General features: G+C 33.0%; 16 protein-coding genes. All 16 read left to right on the forward strand.

Annotation, left to right across the window (positions count from 1 at the left end):
• Window positions 1-52 precede the first annotated feature (52 nt).
• The 16 genes from murJ to H9L01_RS07945 all read left to right on the forward strand — a co-directional run bounded on the left by murJ (window position 53) and on the right by H9L01_RS07945 (window position 20,245).
• Complete coding sequence (gene murJ, locus H9L01_RS07875) at window positions 53-1,558, forward strand: murein biosynthesis integral membrane protein MurJ (RefSeq protein ID WP_187533412.1); 1,506 nt, start codon at window positions 53-55, stop codon at window positions 1,556-1,558.
• A 23-nt stretch (window positions 1,559-1,581) separates the two neighbouring features.
• Entirely contained in the window at window positions 1,582-2,697 is a 1,116-nt protein-coding gene (locus H9L01_RS07880) for a glycosyltransferase family 1 protein (RefSeq protein ID WP_187533413.1), read from the forward strand.
• The gene (locus H9L01_RS07885; RefSeq protein WP_187533414.1) at window positions 2,681-3,823 is read left to right on the forward strand and encodes a glycosyltransferase family 4 protein; all 1,143 of its coding nucleotides are present in this window, start codon (window positions 2,681-2,683) and stop codon (window positions 3,821-3,823) included. Before H9L01_RS07880 ends, H9L01_RS07885 begins: the two co-directional genes overlap by 17 nt.
• The gene (locus H9L01_RS07890) at window positions 3,813-4,901 is read left to right on the forward strand and encodes a glycosyltransferase (RefSeq protein ID WP_187533415.1); all 1,089 of its coding nucleotides are present in this window, start codon (window positions 3,813-3,815) and stop codon (window positions 4,899-4,901) included. Before H9L01_RS07885 ends, H9L01_RS07890 begins: the two co-directional genes overlap by 11 nt.
• Window positions 4,901-5,977 carry an EpsG family protein gene (locus H9L01_RS07895; protein ID WP_187533416.1) on the forward strand — a complete coding sequence of 359 codons (1,077 nt, stop codon included), beginning with the start codon at window positions 4,901-4,903 and terminating at the stop codon, window positions 5,975-5,977. The genes H9L01_RS07890 and H9L01_RS07895 overlap by 1 nt, the downstream gene beginning before the upstream one ends.
• A complete protein-coding gene (locus H9L01_RS07900; protein ID WP_187533417.1) occupies window positions 5,974-7,170 on the forward strand; it encodes a glycosyltransferase family 4 protein in 1,197 nt (398 codons plus the stop codon). Before H9L01_RS07895 ends, H9L01_RS07900 begins: the two co-directional genes overlap by 4 nt.
• Window positions 7,171-7,217: 47 nt before the next feature.
• Complete coding sequence (locus H9L01_RS07905) at window positions 7,218-8,966, forward strand: EpsG family protein (protein ID WP_187533418.1); 1,749 nt, start codon at window positions 7,218-7,220, stop codon at window positions 8,964-8,966.
• Complete coding sequence (locus H9L01_RS07910) at window positions 8,942-9,793, forward strand: LicD family protein (RefSeq protein WP_187533419.1); 852 nt, start codon at window positions 8,942-8,944, stop codon at window positions 9,791-9,793. The genes H9L01_RS07905 and H9L01_RS07910 overlap by 25 nt, the downstream gene beginning before the upstream one ends.
• A gap of 127 nt (window positions 9,794-9,920) precedes the next feature.
• Entirely contained in the window at window positions 9,921-11,789 is a 1,869-nt protein-coding gene (locus H9L01_RS07915; RefSeq protein WP_187533420.1) for an LTA synthase family protein, read from the forward strand.
• 44 nt (window positions 11,790-11,833) lie between these two features.
• The gene (locus H9L01_RS07920; protein ID WP_187533421.1) at window positions 11,834-13,048 is read left to right on the forward strand and encodes a glycosyltransferase; all 1,215 of its coding nucleotides are present in this window, start codon (window positions 11,834-11,836) and stop codon (window positions 13,046-13,048) included.
• Window positions 13,020-13,865 carry a LicD family protein gene (locus tag H9L01_RS07925; RefSeq protein ID WP_187533422.1) on the forward strand — a complete coding sequence of 282 codons (846 nt, stop codon included), beginning with the start codon at window positions 13,020-13,022 and terminating at the stop codon, window positions 13,863-13,865. The genes H9L01_RS07920 and H9L01_RS07925 overlap by 29 nt, the downstream gene beginning before the upstream one ends.
• Window positions 13,866-13,901: 36 nt before the next feature.
• Complete coding sequence (locus tag H9L01_RS10905) at window positions 13,902-14,033, forward strand: hypothetical protein (RefSeq protein WP_281381176.1); 132 nt, start codon at window positions 13,902-13,904, stop codon at window positions 14,031-14,033.
• A 425-nt stretch (window positions 14,034-14,458) separates the two neighbouring features.
• The gene (locus tag H9L01_RS07930; RefSeq protein ID WP_281381209.1) at window positions 14,459-15,007 is read left to right on the forward strand and encodes a YidC/Oxa1 family membrane protein insertase; all 549 of its coding nucleotides are present in this window, start codon (window positions 14,459-14,461) and stop codon (window positions 15,005-15,007) included.
• Window positions 15,001-18,087, forward strand: a complete 3,087-nt coding sequence (locus tag H9L01_RS07935) for a CDP-glycerol glycerophosphotransferase family protein (RefSeq protein ID WP_187533424.1) — start codon at window positions 15,001-15,003, stop codon at window positions 18,085-18,087. The genes H9L01_RS07930 and H9L01_RS07935 overlap by 7 nt, the downstream gene beginning before the upstream one ends.
• A gap of 156 nt (window positions 18,088-18,243) precedes the next feature.
• A complete protein-coding gene (locus H9L01_RS07940; protein WP_187533425.1) occupies window positions 18,244-18,612 on the forward strand; it encodes a BlaI/MecI/CopY family transcriptional regulator in 369 nt (122 codons plus the stop codon).
• A complete protein-coding gene (locus H9L01_RS07945) occupies window positions 18,605-20,245 on the forward strand; it encodes a M56 family metallopeptidase (protein WP_187533426.1) in 1,641 nt (546 codons plus the stop codon). The genes H9L01_RS07940 and H9L01_RS07945 overlap by 8 nt, the downstream gene beginning before the upstream one ends.
• Window positions 20,246-20,326: the final 81 nt, after the last annotated feature.

Consider the following 20,326-nt stretch of genomic DNA (forward strand, 5'->3'; position numbering starts at 1 on the left):
TTGATATTAGTTAAAATTTAAAAATGTGGTAACCATAAGCTTTGGAGGAAATATGAAAAAAATTACTATCGTTATGATGTTACTTTCTGTGTGCTCGAAATTTTTAGGATTTGCACGAGAAATTGTATTGTCAAAAACCTATGGCGCATCAATTGTTTCCGATGCGTTCTTATACTCATATAGTTTACCTGCGACACTATTCTCAGTTATTATTGCAGCGTTTGTGACAGGGTTTATTCCGATGTATACTCGGATTAAAAATGAAGACGGATCTGAAAAAGCAGTTCTCTTCGCAAATAACGTTCAAAATGTAATGGTAGTCATTGCATTGGTATTTGGACTGATTTTCGTAACATTTACAGACGTATTTTTAGGTATGTTGGTTCCTTCAGCTTCACCTGAATTATTAGGATACTTGATTCCATTTACTCAGGTAACTATTTTTACGTTGATTTTCACATGTATTGTTCAAATAATGACAGGATTTTTAAATATTCATGAAAGCTTTATTTTTCCTTTAGCTTTATCATTTCCTTTAAATATAATACTAATCGCAACAGTACTTATTTCAAAACAAACGTCTGAATTTATCATGCCATTTGGTATTCTCTTTGCTTATTTTGTTCAAGCGGCACTAATATTGTGGTATGCAAATCGTAAGGGATTCAAGATTAGTTTCAAGATTAATCTTAAAGATCCAAATTTAAAAGCAATGCTTGTTCTTGCTATTCCTCTAATTATTGGATCAGCAACTACAAGTATTGGTACCGTTGTAAACCAAGCACTTGCTTCAGGAATTGACGGTGGTATTTCTCAAATAACCTATGCTGCTAAGATAGGTGGTATTGTAGAAGGCGTATTTGGCCTGGCGATTATTTCAGTAATGTATCCTGCATTATCAAAGGCAGTTTCAATTGGTAATATGGAGGATGCTTCTAGGGAGTTTGAATCGGCATTATCGTCATTACTCTTCTTTATTGTTCCTTGTGCGATTGGTATGGCAGTTCTTGCAAAACCAATTGTTCAATTTATTTATATGCGTGGTGAGTTCGGAATGGAAGAAGTGTTAGTTCTGACACCAATTTTTAGAGCATACAGTTTAGGTCTTGTAGGATTTTCAGCGTATGGTCTTCTTGCAAGAGTTTTCTACTCATTCCAAGATACTAAGACGCCAATGTACACATCTATACTTTTAATCGGAACTCAAATCATTTTAGGATTATTATTATCTAACCGTATGGGCTTGCATGGGATTACGCTAGCTATGACGATTGCTAATGCTATTGGAAGTATTATTCTATTAGTTCTTTCGTTTAGAAAATTTGAAAACTTTAATTATAAAAAGCTTCTAACAGAAGTCATAAAGATATTTGTGGCAGGACTTTTAATGGGCTTTGTTGCATATGTGATTTATGGATTTGTTGGAAATCGCTTTGGAAATACAATGTCCTTACTCTCAGCAATTGGTGCAGGAGTCATTGTTTATTTTGCAATGGTATATATTTTAAAAATTAATGTTCTTGTTGAATTTATAGGACAAATAAAGAACAAAAAATAGTTTAACTTTAGAAGGAGATTCATATGAAAATTCTAATTTACGGAATGAGTGAGCAAAGAGGTGGAGTAGAAACTTTTATTTATAATTTCTATTCAAATTTTTCAGATGATGTTCAATGTGATTTTGTTACTGATTTCGCGTCAATTCCATTTGAAGATGAATTTGTAAGTAAAGGGTCAAGGATCTTTAAATTACCCAGTCGCCGTAAAAATCTAATTGCTTACAATAAATATCTAGATAGATTATTCACTGAGAATAAGTATGATATTGTTTGGGCTAATGTGTGTACATTAAGTTCAATCGGTGTTCTTTCTTATGCGAAAAAATATGGAGTTCCGGTGAGAATTGTTCATAGTCATAATTCAGAGAATATGGGTGGCAAAGTTACAGCATTGCTTCATGGCATGAATCTCAAGAAAATTAAGAATGTAGCAACTGATTTCTGGGCTTGCTCTCCTGAAGCAGGGGAATGGATGTTTGGAGAAGTCATTGAGACTGAGAAAGTAAAAGTAATTCGAAATGCTATTGATCTCGATAAATTCTCATATTCTTTAGATATTCGTCAACAAGTTAGAAATGAATTGAATGTCGATAATGAATTTGTTATCGGTCATGTAGGACGATTCCATCCTCAAAAAAATCAAAAGTTTTTACTTGATATTTTTAAAGAAATTGTAGCCTTAAAAGATAATTCAAGATTAGTGATGGTCGGTTCTGGTTCTCTTCAAGAAGAAATTGAAAGTTATGCGAAAGAATTAAATGTTTATGATAAGGTTTTATGGTTAGGGCAAAGATCAGATGTTGAAAGACTTCTTCAAGGATTTGATGTATTCCTTTTGCCATCTGCTTACGAAGGGCTTCCGTTTGTATTGGTTGAGTCTCAAGCTGCAGCATTACCTTCATATACGACACTTGGAAAGGTTAGCAAGGAATCTAAAATATCAGATTGCTTAGAATTTGTTGACCTCAATCTTGGTGCAAAGCATTGGGCAACGTTAATTGTAAACAATGCCGATTTACCTAGAGAAAACAATACTGAAGCTTTACGTGCTACTGGATTTGATATAGTTACAGAATCCAGAGATATTGAAAAATTCCTTAAAATGAGAGTTGATAGTAAGAATGATGATAAAAAATAAACGTATACTACTTATTGCGAATACAAGTCGATTTTTCGTTCATTTTATGTTGCCGCTGATTGATACGCTTCGATCAGAAGGTAATATAGTAGATGTTATTGGGAGTGGTGATTCTGCTGATTTAGAAGCGAAATGCGACCATTTTTATAATGTCAATATGACACGTTTTCCTCTGTCAGGAACAAATATCAGTGCTTATCGCGAAGTGAAAAAAATAATCAAATCAAATAATTATGATTTGATTCATGCTCATACACCTGTTGGGGGACTTTTACCACGTTACTATAAATATTTTAATCGAAAAAAGGTACCGCCTATTATTTATACAGCACATGGGTTTCACTTTTTTAAAGGGTCTTCACTTGCAAGCTGGACCATTTTGTATCCAATAGAAAAAGTAATGGCACGTGTAACAGATGCATTAATTCTTATCAATCATGAAGATTACCAGCTTTCTTTAGAGAAGAAGCTTAAAGCCAAGAATATTTACTACATTCCTGGGGTCGGTGTCGAAATTTCTCAATTCAGTAATCTTTCAGATGAGTTAAATCGTGAGGAAATCTGTTCAAAGTTTAATTTAGATCCTAATAAACGATATATTAGTTTTATTGGTGAACTAAACAAGAACAAGAATCAAAGCCTACTTATTCATATGATGAGCTACTTAAAGGATCAAGTCCCTAATGTACAATTATTATTAGTAGGCGATGGTATAGAAACAGAATCATATAAGAAACTCGTTTCCGACTTGAATTTGAACGAATATGTTAAGTTCTTGGGTTATGTCAAAGAAAAAGAAGAAATAGTATTTATCAATGAAATTGCACTCTCAAGTTCCTTTAGAGAAGGCCTGCCGATTAACTTAGTCGAAAATATGGCGGCAGGGAAACCGATTGTAGCAACAGATTGTCGCGGAAATAGAGAATTGGTTATCAATGATAAAAATGGTTTTTTAATTGATTTCGATCCTAAAGTATTTTCGGACCGTGTTTCTCAGTTACTATTGGATTCAGATTTATATGCCAAATTTTCTAGTGAATCGCTACTTTTAGCAGAAAAATACGATGTTGATATTATCAACAAGCAATATATTGATGTATATGAGAGTGTGCTTTATGACAAATAAGATAAGAATATTACAAGTTGTCTCCATCATGAATGTGGGTGGAATTGAGACAATGCTTATGAACTATTTACGAAATATTGACAGAAACCTATTCGAAGTGGACTTTTTAGTGCATCGTGAAGATGAAGGTTTTTTTGATAAAGAAATAAAAACGCTCGGTGCTCAAATCTATAAGGCGCCAAGTATTAATCCATTTAAAAAGGGCGAGTATAAGAGTTTTATGAAAGAATTCTTTAACAATCATCACTATGATATTGTGCATTCACACCTTGACGCACTTTCTTATTTTCCATTGATGTGTGCGAAAAACGCTAATATCGATGTGCGAGTAGCGCATAGTCACGTAAATGGGTTTGATAAAGATGCGAAGTATTTACTTAGACGATATTATACTACTAAGATTCCTAAAGTTGCTACAGATTATGCTGCTTGTTCTGAATCAGCTGGAAAGTTTATGTTTCCTAATGCTGAAAATGTAAAAGTTATTCTAAATCCACTTGATATTGAAAAATTTAAGTATTCTGAACAGTCAAGTCATGATTTAAAACAAGAGTTTAGTATCCCAGAAAATTCAAAGGTAGTAGGTCATGTTGGACGTTTTAACAAAGCGAAGAATCATCCTTTTATCGTGGAATTAGCAAAACTAAATCCTGAATTAATATTTGTATGTGTTGGTGAAGGCGATGACAAGCCAGTTATTGAAAAATTATGCTTGGATCAAGAAGTTGATAATATTGTTTTCACGGGTGTGAGAAGTGATGTTTACAGATTCTATTCACTTTTTGATATTTTTATTTTGCCGTCATTTTATGAAGGACTTGGAAATGTTGCGATCGAAGCTCAATGTGCTGGTATTCCTACAATTGTATCAGAGCATGTAAGTTCCGATGTGGATTTAACGAACCTGGTTGACAGATTTCCATTAAATCTTGATATGTGGTCAAGCGCGATTCAAAAACATATTTCTGATTCTAAAGAATTGATGATCCCTCAAAGCCTTATGAAATATGATATCAAACCTGCCTTAGAAAATCTCGAGTCGTTCTATTGTAAATTAGTGGGAGGAAAAGACAAATAATGTTTATTTATCTAGGTGTCTTATGTTTGTCAGTATTTCCTATTTGGTATTCTGAAAATAATTTTAAAGACACAAACAAACAAAAAAACTATATATTGTATAGTGTTATCTTTTCTGCACTGCTGCTTATCTTAGTGGGATCACTTCGAAGCTTAAGTGTTGGATACGATTTGCGAAGTTATCATGAATACTTTGTATCGGATTATTACTATAACATTGAAAAAGGATATGTAAGTTTATCGAGGATTGTTGCATATCTGAATTTAGATTTCAGAGTTCTACTTATTCTTGTACAATCTATCGTAATTATTCCAATCTATTATGTGCTATATAAAACAAGCAAAATGAAGTGGCTCTCTGTTCTTGGATATCAATCTCTTTATCTTTACGTGAATAGTTTTAATATCCTAAGACAGTCCCTTGCTATGTCTATATTCTTACTGGCTACGTATTTCCTTGTTACTATGAAGGATAACGTTAAGTCCTCTGTTACGTATGTTGGACTGACAATTATTGCATCCTTATTCCACGTTTCTGCCTTACTTCTTATACCTCTCTTTTTCCTTAAATTTTTGAACTTGAACAAGTGGTATATTTTAGGATTAACTGGGATTTCACTAGTTCTGTTCTTGGGTCATAATCAATTACTAAGTTTTTTAATGAGTCTTTTTAGTCGTGAGTACTACGGAGAGTTTACAATTGAAATTGGCTACGCAACGATTGCGATATTTGCTGCGTATATTGGATTATTTTTAATACTTAAACAAAAATTACCGGACTTGTATTTGAATAATAAGTTTTTATCTAATATTCTTGTACTTGCACTATTGTTTAATGTTTTATGGGTATGGTTCCCAAATCATGCCAGAATTTCAATGTACTTTTATATGGTTGTTGCAATCTACTTTCCAACGCTTCTTTACGAGTATTACGAAGTAACGAATAAGAGATGGCAGATCGTAACTTATACTGTTTGTTTAGTAGGGTTCTATGCACTGCAATTAATGACTCGTGATTATGGCGGCGTTGTACCATATACGATTCTAATAAATATTTTAATGGGGGTATTCCTATGAAGGTTTTATATATAAGTTCGACATATTCTGGAATGCACCAAAGTAGTATTTACTTTGATTTAATGCAGGAGTTTCATAAGCATGGTCATGATGTTTATATAGCGTATGCTCGAGAGAAGCGCCTGAATAAAAAAACAGAATTATATCAAGATAACAATATTACTTATCTTGGTGTCAAAACCATGAATATGACAAAGAACACCAATAAAATTGAAAAAGGGTTGGCTACTATTTCAATTGATTCCTTGTTTTTGAGGGCTTTTAAAAAGCATTTTTCAAATAAGGATTTTGATCTTGTATTATACTCTACACCGCCAATTACTTTTTCAGATTCACTAGATTATTTAAAACATCGTAATCCTAGTGCAAAGTTCTTCTTAATGCTAAAGGATATATTTCCTCAGAATGCAGTTGATTTAGAATTAATGAGTCAGAAAGGTCTAGCTCATAAATTCTTTAAGCATAAAGAAATGAAATTATATCAAAGTGCTGATTTCATTGGAGTGATGTCACCAGCTAACAAGGAATACTTTATTAAGCACTATCCAAAGTATTCTGACAAGCTCTGTATTTTACCAAATACAATCAGCATTAAAGATAAGAAGAGCATTGTTGCGAAGCGGAGTGACTTTGGACTCGGGGATGATAAGTTCTTATTATTCTTTGGAGGAAACCTTGGGGAACCACAGTCGATTCCATTTATTATCGAATGTGCTAAAAAAATTGACAACCCAAATATTCAAATTATCATTGCTGGATCGGGTTCTAAGCAAAATATTATTTCTGAATATTCTGAAGAGTTTCCAGATAAGTTAAAGTATTTTGGCCAATTACCTTCGGAAGAGTATCAAAAACTTGCTTCACTTACTGATGTAGGTCTTATTTTCTTGGATTATCGATTCACGATACCTAATTTTCCTCAACGTGTGCTGAGCTACATGGAAAGTGGTGTTCCAGTTATTTGTGCTACGGATGTTGTTTCAGATGTTGGTAGTGTTGCTGAAGAAGGAAATTATGGTTTTAAGGTATCAAGTCAGAATCCTGATGAGTGGTATCAAGCTGTAGAAAATCTTTATAATAGTCCTGATCTCGTTAAAGCAATGGGTGAAAATGGTCGCAAGTATTTGGTTGAAAATTATGATGTAAAATGTAGCTATCAAATTATTATGGATATGCTACAAAACAATCAGTAGGAAAGGGGTCCCTTATGTATATAATTCCGTTTGGTTTATTGCTGATTATGTCAGCCTTTAATAAAAAAATTAGTAAGAAAACTTTCTTAATTTCTTCTGCTGTTATTTTAGCCATCGTATCTTTTTTAAGATTTGGTGTCGGAGCAGATTACTTTTCTTATGAGTACTTATACAACGAATTAGATGTGAAATCGATAGGTTCGATGTTAGATAGTCTTGTATTTATTGAATTTGGGTTTAGAGCCTTGATGTATATTAGTAAGATAGTCGGTCTAAGCTATCATACGTTCGCAAGCATAATTTCAATTGCTATTGTGATTTTGACTCTCGCTTGGATTAATGATAATTCTGAGAACTATCAACTATCGACCTTACTTTTCTATACCTTATTTTATTTCGTTTGGGCAATTTCAGCATTGCGCCAAGGTTTGGCACTGATTTTAGCCATGTATTTATTGTTTAATAATAAATACTTCTTTAAAATGTATCAAAAAGTTCTAATTCTTCTAGCTTGTGCTTCTTTACATGTTAGTGTATTGATTTTATTACCAATAATCCTACTTAGAGACTACACACCTTCTAAAAAGACGTTGATGATTCTCTTTGGAATCTCATTAGTGATTACGTTTATCCCATTTGGATCTATATTAGGAGCATTATCCTCAATTCCTTATATTGGTAAGTTAACACATTATCTCGAAGGATCAGGTCGAGGGTTCTTAGATTTTCCAGGTATTGTTAGAATTCTGTTCTTTATCGGAATTTGGTTGCATTATGATAAATTAATCGAATCAAAAAACAAGTCTATCCGTGACTTAACACTTTTGAGTCTATATAGTTTTATTATTTATTTTGTTTTCAAGTTCTCAGAACTTATGGCGGCACGCTTCTCTGTATTTGGATACTTCAGTGTTATAATTATTTTCCCATCTATCGTTATGCTATATGAAAAACGTCAGCTACGCATGATGGGTATGGCAGGTTTAATGACATTTTCATCCTTATCATTATATAAAGAAATGAAAACAGTCATTGATCAGTCAGGATTTAGAGGCGGACTTGTAGAACTTAATAAGAATACAATTCTAAATGCAGATCGTGGTAAATTCTTTAATCAATATAATTTGATTGCTCAACGTATTGAACTGTGCAAAGCAAATGAAAAAGAATTCTTTGGTAAGTTCGAAAGTGATGCTATCCCATATGCAGATAAAAATAATCTTGGCGATCACTTCCAATCCGTGTTCTTCCCTGATACAAATATGTACGGAATTATTAATGATAAAGGGGAGATTGTAGAACGAGGTATTTATCGTTATCGTCCAGAAATATATGGAGACATTGTTGTTGAAGAAACTGAAGGAACATCGTTTAAACGATTCGTTCTAAAAAATATTCGAACAGGAGAGTATGTTCCTGAGGATCAACTTTCAGCAACAATTGATAATTTTACAGAAGAAACAAAAATGAGAACCAAATGGATTGATTTTGATCATTATACTTATGAGCAAATGAAAGGATCACTGTTTGCTGAGTTAATTCCAGAGGAAGATATCTTAACATCTTCAATTGGTAAGTATGGAAGCCCATTCTTCTATGAAATCGTCGAAGTAACAGCTTATACACAAACTATGTATATTTATTTAGATGATTATTATAATCCTTTAAATAATAGTATTTACTATAGCATTACACCATACGGATCTAATTTTATTGCAATAGGTAAAACTTCTTGTTCATCTGAATACATTAATAGAAACGGGGACATAATATGGATAGAAAAAGAACAGAAATGAGTGACATTCAATCAGAGGGATTAAAAGTTTTGATTGAATTCGATCGAATTTGTAGAAAAAATAATATTAAATATTCGCTCTCGGATGGAACGCTTCTTGGTGCTGTTCGCCATGACGGATTTATTCCGTGGGATGACGATATTGACGTGAGTATGACTCGAGAAAGTTTTAATGTATTTGAATCGGTGATTGCAGATGAATTGAGTGATGAATTCTTCTATCAAACGAACGAAACTGACCCTGACTATTATGCTCCTCATCCTAAAATTCGTTCAAATAATGCATACTTGAAGGAAAAATGTAATCAAAATATTAACATTCATGAAGGGGTCTGGATTGATATATTTGTATTTGATCGTATTCCAACAAATTTAGAAGAGGCTGATGCAATTCAGAATGAAATAAGTAACTTATCGAAGAAAATAGTAAGAATGGTGAATATTTATCCGGATGGCATTGGCTCAAAATTGAACCAATTTGTTAAATCAGTACTATTCTATTTCAACAAAATTTTCTATAAGATTAATCCATTACCAAAGAAGTATTTTAAACAAAGAGAAGCATTGATCTTAAAAAACAAAGATATCGAGGAATTTGATTCATATGCATTATTAGCTTATAACAGCTCATTTGATGAATATCGAAGATTAATTCGTGCAAAAGATTCTTTTGAGAACACAATCGAACATAGTTTCGAAGGCTACGATTTCTTAATTTCTGAAAAATACGATGACATCCTCACTAACGAATACGGTGATTATATGACTCTTCCAAAGGAAGAAGATCGCGTGTCGAATCATCAGGTTGTCAGCTTTACTAAAGAATAGGGACTCTATAATTGAAATGTCATTCTGACATTTCTTTTTTTTCGAGACACTGAGAGTCTGTTTTGTCCCTCGACGGTGTACTATGTGGTTTATTTAATGTATAATCATTTGTGATTGGGGATTTAGCATGAAATTAAAAAAAATATTTATTGTCTTAATTTTAACACTATTATTAACATATGGGTTTCAGGAACTGACCACTGCGAGCTTATTTGATTTTGATTTTAAAGTAGCAGCTGATGCTTATATTGAAAACAAACATAATTTTGATTTTAGTTTCAAAATTGTTTTTACTTTGTTCTTAATGATTTTTGTCATTTCAAATAATTATCTTACTGGGTTTACAGTTATTACAGTATTGACTTTGGCATTATCTGTTATCAACAATATGAAGATTAATATACTTTTAGAACCTGTCTTGCCACAGGATTTAGGTGTCTTTGTTAACCTTAATAAGCTCATGGAAATGATGACTCCAGAGCAAGTTTTTGCGACCATTGGGATTGCGGTAGCCTTTATTTTAGTTACGGTAGGCGTCATTTTCATTAACAAGAAAGTTTATAACTTTAGAATCTTTGATAAATCCAAACTAATTGCTACAATCAGGGTTTTTTCTTTGGGAGGCACACTTATCTTTTTATTGTTGTTGTCGCACTATAATTATGAATCTTCTATGATTAAATCATATGCACAAAGAAATGAGCTTTATCTTCAGTATAATAGTTGGGATCAGCTTTCTAACTACCGGTTATATGGTATGGTCAACGGTCTTGTACTAAACACAACCGGGGAAAACATTAGCAAACCTGATGATTATAATGAAGCTATGATCGATGAAATCTTTGAAAAATATGTATTGAATGCATCAAAAGTTAATGAAACACGTTGGCGCGACGATTTTTCTAATATTAATGTCATTACTGTTTTAAGTGAGTCTCTAACGGCAATTTCAGATTTAGAGGCTATTGAAATAAACAATGATAACTTAACCTATTACAGAGATGAAACAGATAAGGTTCTAATCGGTAATATCTTATCACCAGCATACGGTGGTGGTACTCCAAATACAGAATATGAATTAATTACTTCGATGAGTACGGGTTCTTTAAGTCCGCAAGTATCTACAGCTTTTCAATCTTTCACAGCGGATCGCACTGAATTACCATCTATTTTTAAACAGATACAATCAGAGGGACGAGAAACAACAAGTTTACATAGCTACAATTCTAGATTTTATAAGCGTTATGCTACATACCAAAACTTTGGTGTGGATCAAATCCTATTTGATAAGAATATGAGTCATACGGAACCTTACTATGAAGATGGATATATTTCTGATGAAGCAACTTTTGCAGAATTTTTTGATATATACCGTGATTCTAATGGTCCGCGTAATTATCATATTGTAACGATGCAAAATCATGCGCCGTACACTCATGTTTACGACGATACTGAGTTTGTAATTGAAAGTGATAAATTGAGTAGCAAGGAAATAACGCAAACCGTTGCCTATGCAGAAGGCGTTAAGGAATCTGATCGAGTTTTAAAAGAAGTCATAACCGAATTAAATGAAATTGGCGATCCCTACATATTCTTCGTATATGGAGATCATTTACCAGGACTCTTTACACCACTTATTTCAGAAAACACCGCTAAGGCAAAACATTCTACACCTTTCTTCTTTGCATCAAACCTTACAGATGCTAAAATTTCCATACCTGTTCAAGAAGATATCTCGCTAGCAAACACAACAAACATTATTTTTGATATTGCAGGAGTCGAAATTTCTCCTTATCAAGCACTTGTTTTAGATGTATATTCGGAGTTTCTTTCAATACATCCTTCAGGATATTATCTTTATGGTGCAGATGGACCTGTTTCTAGAGAAGCATTGACAGATGAACAAATTCAGTTAGTTGATGCTTATAATGCTGTTCAATATGATTTGATTGATGGACATGGCTATGCGCGAAAATATTTAAATAGCGCTCATTAACATAAATATGATACGATTAGATCATAGAGTAAGGAAGGTTATTTATGAAAGTCATTATTATTAATTCTGTGGTTGATTATGGTAGCACAGGGAAAATTGTCAGAGATTTGTATGATGAATTAAAAAATGAAGGCAATGAAGTTAAAATGGTATATGGTAGACATGAACCCAAAGATTTAGTAGATACTTTTGATATATCCGATCGTTTTTCGTCTATGATACATTTAGGAATGTCTCGCTTTTTTGGAGGGCATGGATTACATTCAAATAAAGCTACTAAAAATCTAATAGCTTATATTGAGTCATTTAATCCCGATTTAATTCATTTGCATAATCTTCATGGATATTACCTTAATGTGCCGATGCTTTTTGATTTTCTTAATAAAAGACCTGATATTAAAATAGTATGGACTCTTCATGACTGCTGGGCTTTCAGTGGTAGTTCGGCCTATTTTTCCTTTGATGGTTGCCAGAAGTGGGATGATGGATGTGTTATCTGTAACAATACTAGTACATACCCTAAGACGATTGCTAAGGGCAAACAGGAACGAAATTTTAAATGGAAAAAAGATAAATTTACTCAAATTAACGATATGGTTATTGTTACTCCTTCGGATTGGCTCAAAGATTTAACTGAAAAAACATTTCTGAAAAAATATCCGATAAAACGTATTTATAATGGATTTGATACTAATGTTTTTAACCCTGCAGAGAAAGTCAACACCGATAAGAAGATTATTTTAGGTGTTTCTAATATTTGGGAAAAAAGAAAAGGATTGGATGATTTTATTAAATTAAATGAACTTATCTCAGACGAATATCAAATCATGCTAATTGGACTTTCTGAGAAACAAATTAAAGAATTGCCTTCAAATATAATTGGTATCGAACGTACAGATAATATTGAAGAGCTCGTATCCTTGTACTCAAGTGCGTATGTGTATTTAAATCTAAGTGTAGAGGAAACCTTAGGGATGACAACTATCGAATCAATTGCTTGTGGTACTCCTGTCATCGTCTATAATCAAACAGCAGTTCCCGAAGTCGTAAATGACTGCGTAGGGTTTGTTGTAGAAGCAGGGGACGTTAAACAATTATGGTCGCTTATTGAAAATACTGATTTTGATGGCTACAATTCAGATGAATTAAGAGAGTATGGTTTGAAATTTGATAAGAAAAATATGGTAAACAACTATATTAATACATATAAACAACTATTAGGAGAAAACGATGAATCCAATTCAACAAGAAGAATTTAATATACTTTGCGAGTTTGATCGTATTTGTAAAAAACACAACTTAAAATATTCACTGGGCTATGGGACGATGCTCGGTGCGGTTAGACATCATGGGTTCATTCCATGGGATGATGATGTTGATGTAATTATGAGTCGAGACGAGTACAATCGTTTTTTGAGTATTGTAGATGAAGAATTGAATGATAATTACTCATTTGTTGATAACAAGCGTGAAAAAAACTATTGGTATGGGTTTGGGAAGATTCGTAGTAACAATATTTTACTTCCAGAAAAATCAACTGAGTATCTTGGGATTAAACAAGGTGTTTGGATAGATATTTTTCCCTTTGATTCTCTCCCTGATGACACTCATTTAGCTCAATTGCAAAGAGATAATTTAAAAAAATACCATAATCATTTTGTAGCATTTGTTTTTACACACCCGCAATCCGGTGATAAATTTCCCAAAAAAATTGTGAAATCACTTTTCTGTGGTTTTAATAGAGTTTTTGCAAAAGTAAATCCCACTTTGAAGTCTAATTTTGACAAAATGATTGAGGAAGCAACAAAATACAATAACTCTAATTCTAAATACTTAAATGGACTGTCATTGAACTTTACGGATAGAGAGTATACAGGTTCAATTATCAGCAAAGATGAAATTGATAATACAATTGAAGTAAAGTTTGAATCTTCTGAGTTTCCAATTATGTCGTGTTATGACAAGTTTTTGACTGGTATATATGGCGACTATATGTCATATCCTCCTTTAGAAGATCAAAGGTCTGTTCATGATGTTAGCGAAATGATTGTAGTTAATAATAAGAATATGAAATAAAAAACTGGTCCTAACACAAGCGAAAGGAGGTTTATCATGGAACCAACGTTATTTGTTCTTTTATTTACCATTCTAGTAGGGTCTGTAATTGATAATTATCGTATCAGAAAAGAACTTCAAGATATAAAGAAAGTACTGTCCGAAATTAGTCGAAATATGAATGAATAAACAAAACATCTCTAACGAGGTGTTTTTAATTGTTAGCTAATCTTGAATTATACTACATGATGTAGTATAATTTTCTTGGTTTTTACTAAAACTATTTCAAAGTATGTTGCTTGAACTTTAATTACGTTAGACTTTCAATGTTTGTGAATATATATGAGAATTACTCAAATCTAAATATGGCGAGTTTATGAAAGTAATTGTTACAGAGTCTTAAGTGAGTTATAATTGAAATGTTGTGAACGCACAAAATAGAAATAACTAAGAGGTGGAAAAATGCTAGATATTTTAACAGAGCCGTTCTCTAGATTTATAGGGGCTATTTTTGTTTGGACCCTTGGCATTGTTCATGATCATGGACTTGCACTAATTGTCTTAAGTATAGTTGTTAACATTATACTTTCCCTTTTTATCATTTTGCTGACAAAATTGAGAAGAAAGAGAAGCAAGCTCAATTACAAATGAAACCGAAGTTGGATGAATTTAAAAGTGTGTATAAAGGATATGAGCTGTATCTATACACAAATAACGTATATCGATTAAATGACTATCATCCTTCATATGCACTTCGTGGACTTGTTAGCTTGCTAATTCAGATTCCTTTCTTTATGGGTGCGTATGCATACTTATCCCATTTCACTGGATTTGAAGGTGTATCATTTTTATTTTTAAGTGACTTATCGAAACCAGATGGACTCTTATCCATAGGTACTTTAAGCATTAATATTTTACCGTTTGTTATGACGGCCATTAACTTAGCATCAGGTTATGTTTATGCTAAAGATATGACTAAGAGCGAAAAAATTACGCCTATTGTGATAGCTCTGTTCTTCTTGGTAGTGTTATATAATTCGCCATCTAGTTTACTAGTTTATTGGACATGTAATAATATTTTCAGTCTCATTAAAACGCTTGTTTATGCCAAACTAGATAAACAAAAAGCAGAAAAAATTGCAGGAGGTGCGGTAGAATGTTAGTTTTGTACATTGATCCAGGAACTGGAAGTATGCTTATTTCCGCAACAATTGCGTTATTCTCTGTTGCATTCTTTATGTTAAAAGGAGTTATCTACCGTAAGTTTAGTATTGGAGGCGACAAGGGAGAAGCCTTGGATCCTTCAAAAAAATATGGCTTAGTTTTCTATTCAGAAGGAAAACAATATTGGAATGTGTTCCAACCATTGGTAGAGGAAGCAAGCCGTCGTAATATACCTGCAACATACTTTACAAGTGATAAAGAGGACCCAGGTTTAACTGCTAATCTCGAAGGTATTGAAGCTAAATTCATTGGCTCAGGACGTGAAGCGTATTATGTTTTAAACCGTCTTAATGCCGATGTTGTTGTTATGACGACACCAGGTCTTGATGTCTTGGAAATTAAACGAAGTAAAAATGTTAAACATTATGTACACGTAACTCACTCTGCTGGAAGTGTTAGTGAATATAAAGCGTATGGTACTGACTATTTTGATAGTGTTCTTGTCGGAGGTGATGGGGACTACAGCTTAATTCGAGAATTAGAATCTAAGCGTAATATTAATGTTAAAGAAATAGAAATAATTGGTAACACATATCTCGATGTGATGCGAACTAACCTAAAGAATGAAAGTTATGAATATACAATTTTCGAAGAAAAAAGACCAACTATTCTATTATCGCCAACTTGGGGCGACCATGGCTTGCTAACAAAATTTGGAAATGAACTTCTATCCAAATTAGAAGAGACAGATAAATTTAACATTATTATTCGCCCTCATCCGCAATCTTTTATTTCTGAAGCGCAAGTTATGGAAGAATTGATGACTAAATTCCCTAATAATGAACATCGTGTTTGGAATAGAGATGTTCAGAACCTTAAAGCAATGGCACATGCAGATATCATGATTAGTGATTTCTCAGGTATTATTTTCGATTTCTATGCACTGTTTAAAAAACCTATATTGACTCTCAATGGGCAATTGGAAAAGCGCGGTCGTGATGCAATAGATGTTGATGGTGATGCATGGCATATCGAATTACTCGACGTTATTGGAAAAAATGTATCAGATAAAGATATCCCTAATTTAATTGACATCATTGATCAGACACTTGAAAATGAAGCTGTTAATAATAGTGCAGGAGATACACTATCACTCTCTGATAAATATCCAAATGAAGCGGGTACTCGAGGTATGGATTTCATTTCTAAGAAACTAGAAGCAGTTAAAAGTAAAGAGACAGAAAACGAAGTCTCCAATGTTGCTTCACAGCCACTTCTTAATGAAAACTATACATTTAATAATCGTTGTGAAGGGGTTCAAGGAAACTGGATTACGAAGTTTATTAAATCAATTTTTAATCCGAACATGCTCATTCAGCTTGCGATGGGATCTGCATTGTTAGTTGGATATACTTATTTAGGTAAGAGATATCTTCCAGAAGGCGGATTGAACTCATTATTCTTAATAGGGATTTTATCAAAAACAGTCATGATTACAATTGGACTATTACTAATATTTCTATTATTTACATGGGTTCAAGGAAAAGGTAAGATTTCACTTCAGAAACAATCAGAACCAATCGATTGGAAAGATTTATTCTTTGTTGCCTTACCAATGACACCGATCATCCAATATATCATAGCTAATCAAGATATCTTGGACTTCAAGAGTTCTGTGTTAGTATTTGCAACGTTTGCTTTAATAGCAGCAATTGCTATCGTAATTCTTCCTTGGTTTATGAGTACTGTTCTTGCTAAGGATGTTTCAGTTGCTGTCACAATGTCGTTCTTATTTATTGTATTCAATATGGCTAGTTTCGGTAAAGTTACTGAACCAAAAACAATATTCTGGATTCTTCTTGGATTGTGTCTTGCTATATTCTTAATATTATTCTTAGACAAAAAGAAATTACTAATAATTATTTCCTTGATTTTCTTCGTCACAAACTTTGTTACTTCAGTGACCAAAGGGTCAAATAATGAAAAAGAATTTGTAAATGAAACAACAGAATACAATACACGAATTGCTGAGATGACTGAAGGTAAAGAAGTAAAACATACGCCTGATGTGTATATCATTATTTATGATGCATACTCTAATCAACAAACATTAGATGCATACGGTATTGACCACAGTGATCAATTTAACTATATGCTTGATAAAGGCTTCGCGATTTATGATGGTACGTACTCTGTAGGTCCTTACTCGATCATTGCGATGTCACATTTATTAAACCCTCAACCAATTCCTGAAAGCTCAACTGAATTCAGACGTATGCTAGCGGGAGATGGTTCTGCAGTTCAAGAATTTAATAAACTTGGATACTTTACGAACTCTGTCCATGAATCAGATTACATGACAAAAGACTTCGATCCGAAATTTGATTATTCTTATCCAGATAACAGTTCCTCAATTGCGCCGCATAAGATTATTAATAAAGCAATTTTAGAGGGAGAGTTCAGGTTCGATGTGGAGTTCTCTGAAAATACATATCCTGATTTTATGGTTGCAAAACGGAAAGTGCTAGCGCAAAATCGTAAAGAACCAGAGTTCCTATATACTCATGGAAGTAATCCTGGTCATACTCAAAATTCGGGCGTATTAACGCAGGCTGATTTTGATCAACATGTGTTCGCATTAGAATCTGCCAATGTGGAAATGCGTGATGATTTTAATGCGCTTGATATTGATAACCGTGAAGATGCCATTGTTATTATTGCGGGTGATCACGGACCATACCTTACAAAAACAGGGATTGGATTAGGTGACTTCCCACTATCAGAAATTGATCGATTAGACATTCAAGATCGTTACGGAGCGCTTCTTGCAATTCACTGGCCTAAAGGTGTGGATCCAACTCGCTTTGATATTCGTACAGTTCAAGATGCTTTACCTGCAGTTCTTGCTTATATGTATGATGACGACGAACTTTTTGATCAAATTCGAATGGGTCGTGATATCTTAGCACCTTACACAGTAGGGGAAGCGAATGTTATTGATGGCAAGATTGTCGGAGGTCCTAATGATGGAGAACCACTCTATCTTGACCGAAAAGTTAGATTTAAAAATGCTAACTGATAAATAAATATATTAATACTTATATCTAAAAAGCTCTACATAAGGAAACTTTACCTATTTGTAGAGTTTTTTTATGTGTTCTAGATACTACAACATGTAGTGTTGACAGAATTAACTACATGTTGTAGTATGTCTATGTCGACATGTGGAGGTACTATGAAAACTATAAGTGATGCAGAACTTGAAGTCATGCAATTGATTTGGGACCATGAGGGGGAACCTATGACTGTAAAAGAAATTCAACAAAATCTTATTTCGGAAAAACAATGGAAAATTACTACAGTTCAGACCTTTATTAAGCGTCTTACTGACAAAGGCTATCTTAATGTTGAAAAAATTAATGGTTTAAATAAATATAATGCCAAGGTGAGTCGCGATGCTTTTAGTTCAAGCGAAACCAAGAAAATTATAAATACTATTCATTCTGGATCAGTGAAGGATTTCGTTGCTTCACTTATAGATTCTGATGATTTAACGTCAGATGATATTGATGATCTTCGAAACTGGTTGAATGATCATGAGTAATATAGGATTTCATCTTATAGTTATGTCTTTTGTGACATCGATAGTTTATGGTGTTGTTGCACTATGCATAAAACTAAATAATAAATCTTTAAAAGAACAAACTAAATATCGAGTATTTCTTTTAACCATGTTACTCTTAGTTTTACCTTTACATCTTGTGTTTCCACAAGTAAATATTGTCAATAACAATAGCATTGACAACTTAACCATGAAACCAGATGTTACCTTGATTTCTGCAGAAAAATCTGTAATTGAGACAAAAACAAGTGTGGATTTTCAAAATGAAAATCTTAATAATACCAGTCCTTTCAATGAAGTTAGTACACAAAGCGCATCACTCTATATCTATGTATTTGGTGCAATAATTCTTTTAGGCAGTTACTTAATTTCAATTCTACGTTTTAATACTCGAATTCGTAAATTTTTGAAAAGAAATGAAATTAAATCAATTGCTGATAAACCTGAGATATACATTATTGACGAAAAAATGAGCCCGTTTGTATTTGGATTAATTAATCCAAAGATAATCGTTCCAAAGTATTTAAAAGAAGAAGAAAACTTCCAATTAATATTGGAACACGAACAGACACATATCAAACGCCATGATGTGTTGATTAAGCATCTCGCTAACCTGCTCACAATTATTCACTGGTTTAATCCAGCAATCTATCTACTTAAGCGTGATTTATTTAATACCATGGAATCTTCGTGTGATGAAGCAGTTCTCGAAAACTGCTCAACTTTGGAGAGAAAAGGTTATGCAACTCTAGTTTTAGATACACTTGAAACAAATATTATGAATTCCAGAAAATATTCTTTAGGATTTGCATCAAGTAATAAAGAAAAAACGAAGGAGAGAATTTATTTGATTATGAATGATTCTAAGAAAAGTAAATTTAAAAAAATATCTACTTATTTTACAATCGGTTTTGCGCTAATCATTACACTGTTCATTTCGAGAAACTTAGTATTTGCTAATACGTTAAATGCACCTGAACCTGTAGAAGATATTACTGATGTAATGGGTGATGAGAATGATTCTTCGGATACTAATAATATTTCCAATGAAACAGATGAACTGGATGAAACATTAGAAACGACAGAAACTGAAGAAATCGTCGAAACTGAAGAAAAGAACGAAGAGACTGTAGTGCCAGAAGAAAAAACTGTCGTTGAAGAGAAGCTACAGCAAGTTGAGAAAAAGGAAATCATACAAAAAGTCGAAGAACCTAAAAAAGAAATAAACGATCCCAATCGATGGGCAACTAATCCTGTAAGAGGATCAATTATCTTATGTGAGTGGGGATGCTATAGCGGTCACTCAGGAACTGACTTTAGTATGGACCCTCAAGTTGAAGGCGTTAATATCTATCCAATTGCGAAGGGTGTTATTATTAAAGTTGATTATAATGAGGGTGGCTACGGTAATTATATTGTCATTCAGCACGATAATGGGTTTAAATCAACTTATGCTCATATGCAAAGTCTCGACCATAAAGTTGGGACGAAAGTAACAACTGAAACTGTGATTGGAAAAATAGGAATGACTGGAAGAACGACACAACCACATGTTCACGTGGAAGTTCATAATCCTGAAAATGCCAAAGTTGATTTAGGTAAATTTTTAAAATAACACTTCAAGGTATGAATTTATTCTAATAAATTCATACCTTTTTATAATACTCAAGGATAAACTCTTTAATTATTCACATAT

Origin of the sequence: Erysipelothrix inopinata, from assembly GCF_014396165.1 — a bacterium.
GTDB lineage: Bacteria > Bacillota_I > Bacilli_A > Erysipelotrichales > Erysipelotrichaceae > Erysipelothrix > Erysipelothrix inopinata.

Excerpts from the sequence above, each read along its gene's own strand:
- H9L01_RS07910 (WP_187533419.1), top strand. The coding sequence starts at position 8,942 with ATGGATAGAAAAAGAACAGAAATGAGTGACATTCAATCAGAGGGATTA.
- H9L01_RS07900 (WP_187533417.1), top strand. The coding sequence starts at position 5,974 with ATGAAGGTTTTATATATAAGTTCGACATATTCTGGAATGCACCAAAGT.
- H9L01_RS10905 (WP_281381176.1), top strand. The coding sequence starts at position 13,902 with ATGGAACCAACGTTATTTGTTCTTTTATTTACCATTCTAGTAGGGTCT.
- H9L01_RS07915 (WP_187533420.1), top strand. The coding sequence starts at position 9,921 with ATGAAATTAAAAAAAATATTTATTGTCTTAATTTTAACACTATTATTA.
- H9L01_RS07925 (WP_187533422.1), top strand. The coding sequence starts at position 13,020 with ATGAATCCAATTCAACAAGAAGAATTTAATATACTTTGCGAGTTTGAT.
- murJ (WP_187533412.1), top strand. The coding sequence starts at position 53 with ATGAAAAAAATTACTATCGTTATGATGTTACTTTCTGTGTGCTCGAAA.
- H9L01_RS07905 (WP_187533418.1), top strand. The coding sequence starts at position 7,218 with ATGTCAGCCTTTAATAAAAAAATTAGTAAGAAAACTTTCTTAATTTCT.
- H9L01_RS07885 (WP_187533414.1), top strand. The coding sequence starts at position 2,681 with ATGATGATAAAAAATAAACGTATACTACTTATTGCGAATACAAGTCGA.
- H9L01_RS07940 (WP_187533425.1), top strand. The coding sequence starts at position 18,244 with ATGAAAACTATAAGTGATGCAGAACTTGAAGTCATGCAATTGATTTGG.
- H9L01_RS07895 (WP_187533416.1), top strand. The coding sequence starts at position 4,901 with ATGTTTATTTATCTAGGTGTCTTATGTTTGTCAGTATTTCCTATTTGG.
- H9L01_RS07890 (WP_187533415.1), top strand. The coding sequence starts at position 3,813 with ATGACAAATAAGATAAGAATATTACAAGTTGTCTCCATCATGAATGTG.
- H9L01_RS07880 (WP_187533413.1), top strand. The coding sequence starts at position 1,582 with ATGAAAATTCTAATTTACGGAATGAGTGAGCAAAGAGGTGGAGTAGAA.
- H9L01_RS07935 (WP_187533424.1), top strand. The coding sequence starts at position 15,001 with ATGTTAGTTTTGTACATTGATCCAGGAACTGGAAGTATGCTTATTTCC.
- H9L01_RS07945 (WP_187533426.1), top strand. The coding sequence starts at position 18,605 with ATGAGTAATATAGGATTTCATCTTATAGTTATGTCTTTTGTGACATCG.
- H9L01_RS07920 (WP_187533421.1), top strand. The coding sequence starts at position 11,834 with ATGAAAGTCATTATTATTAATTCTGTGGTTGATTATGGTAGCACAGGG.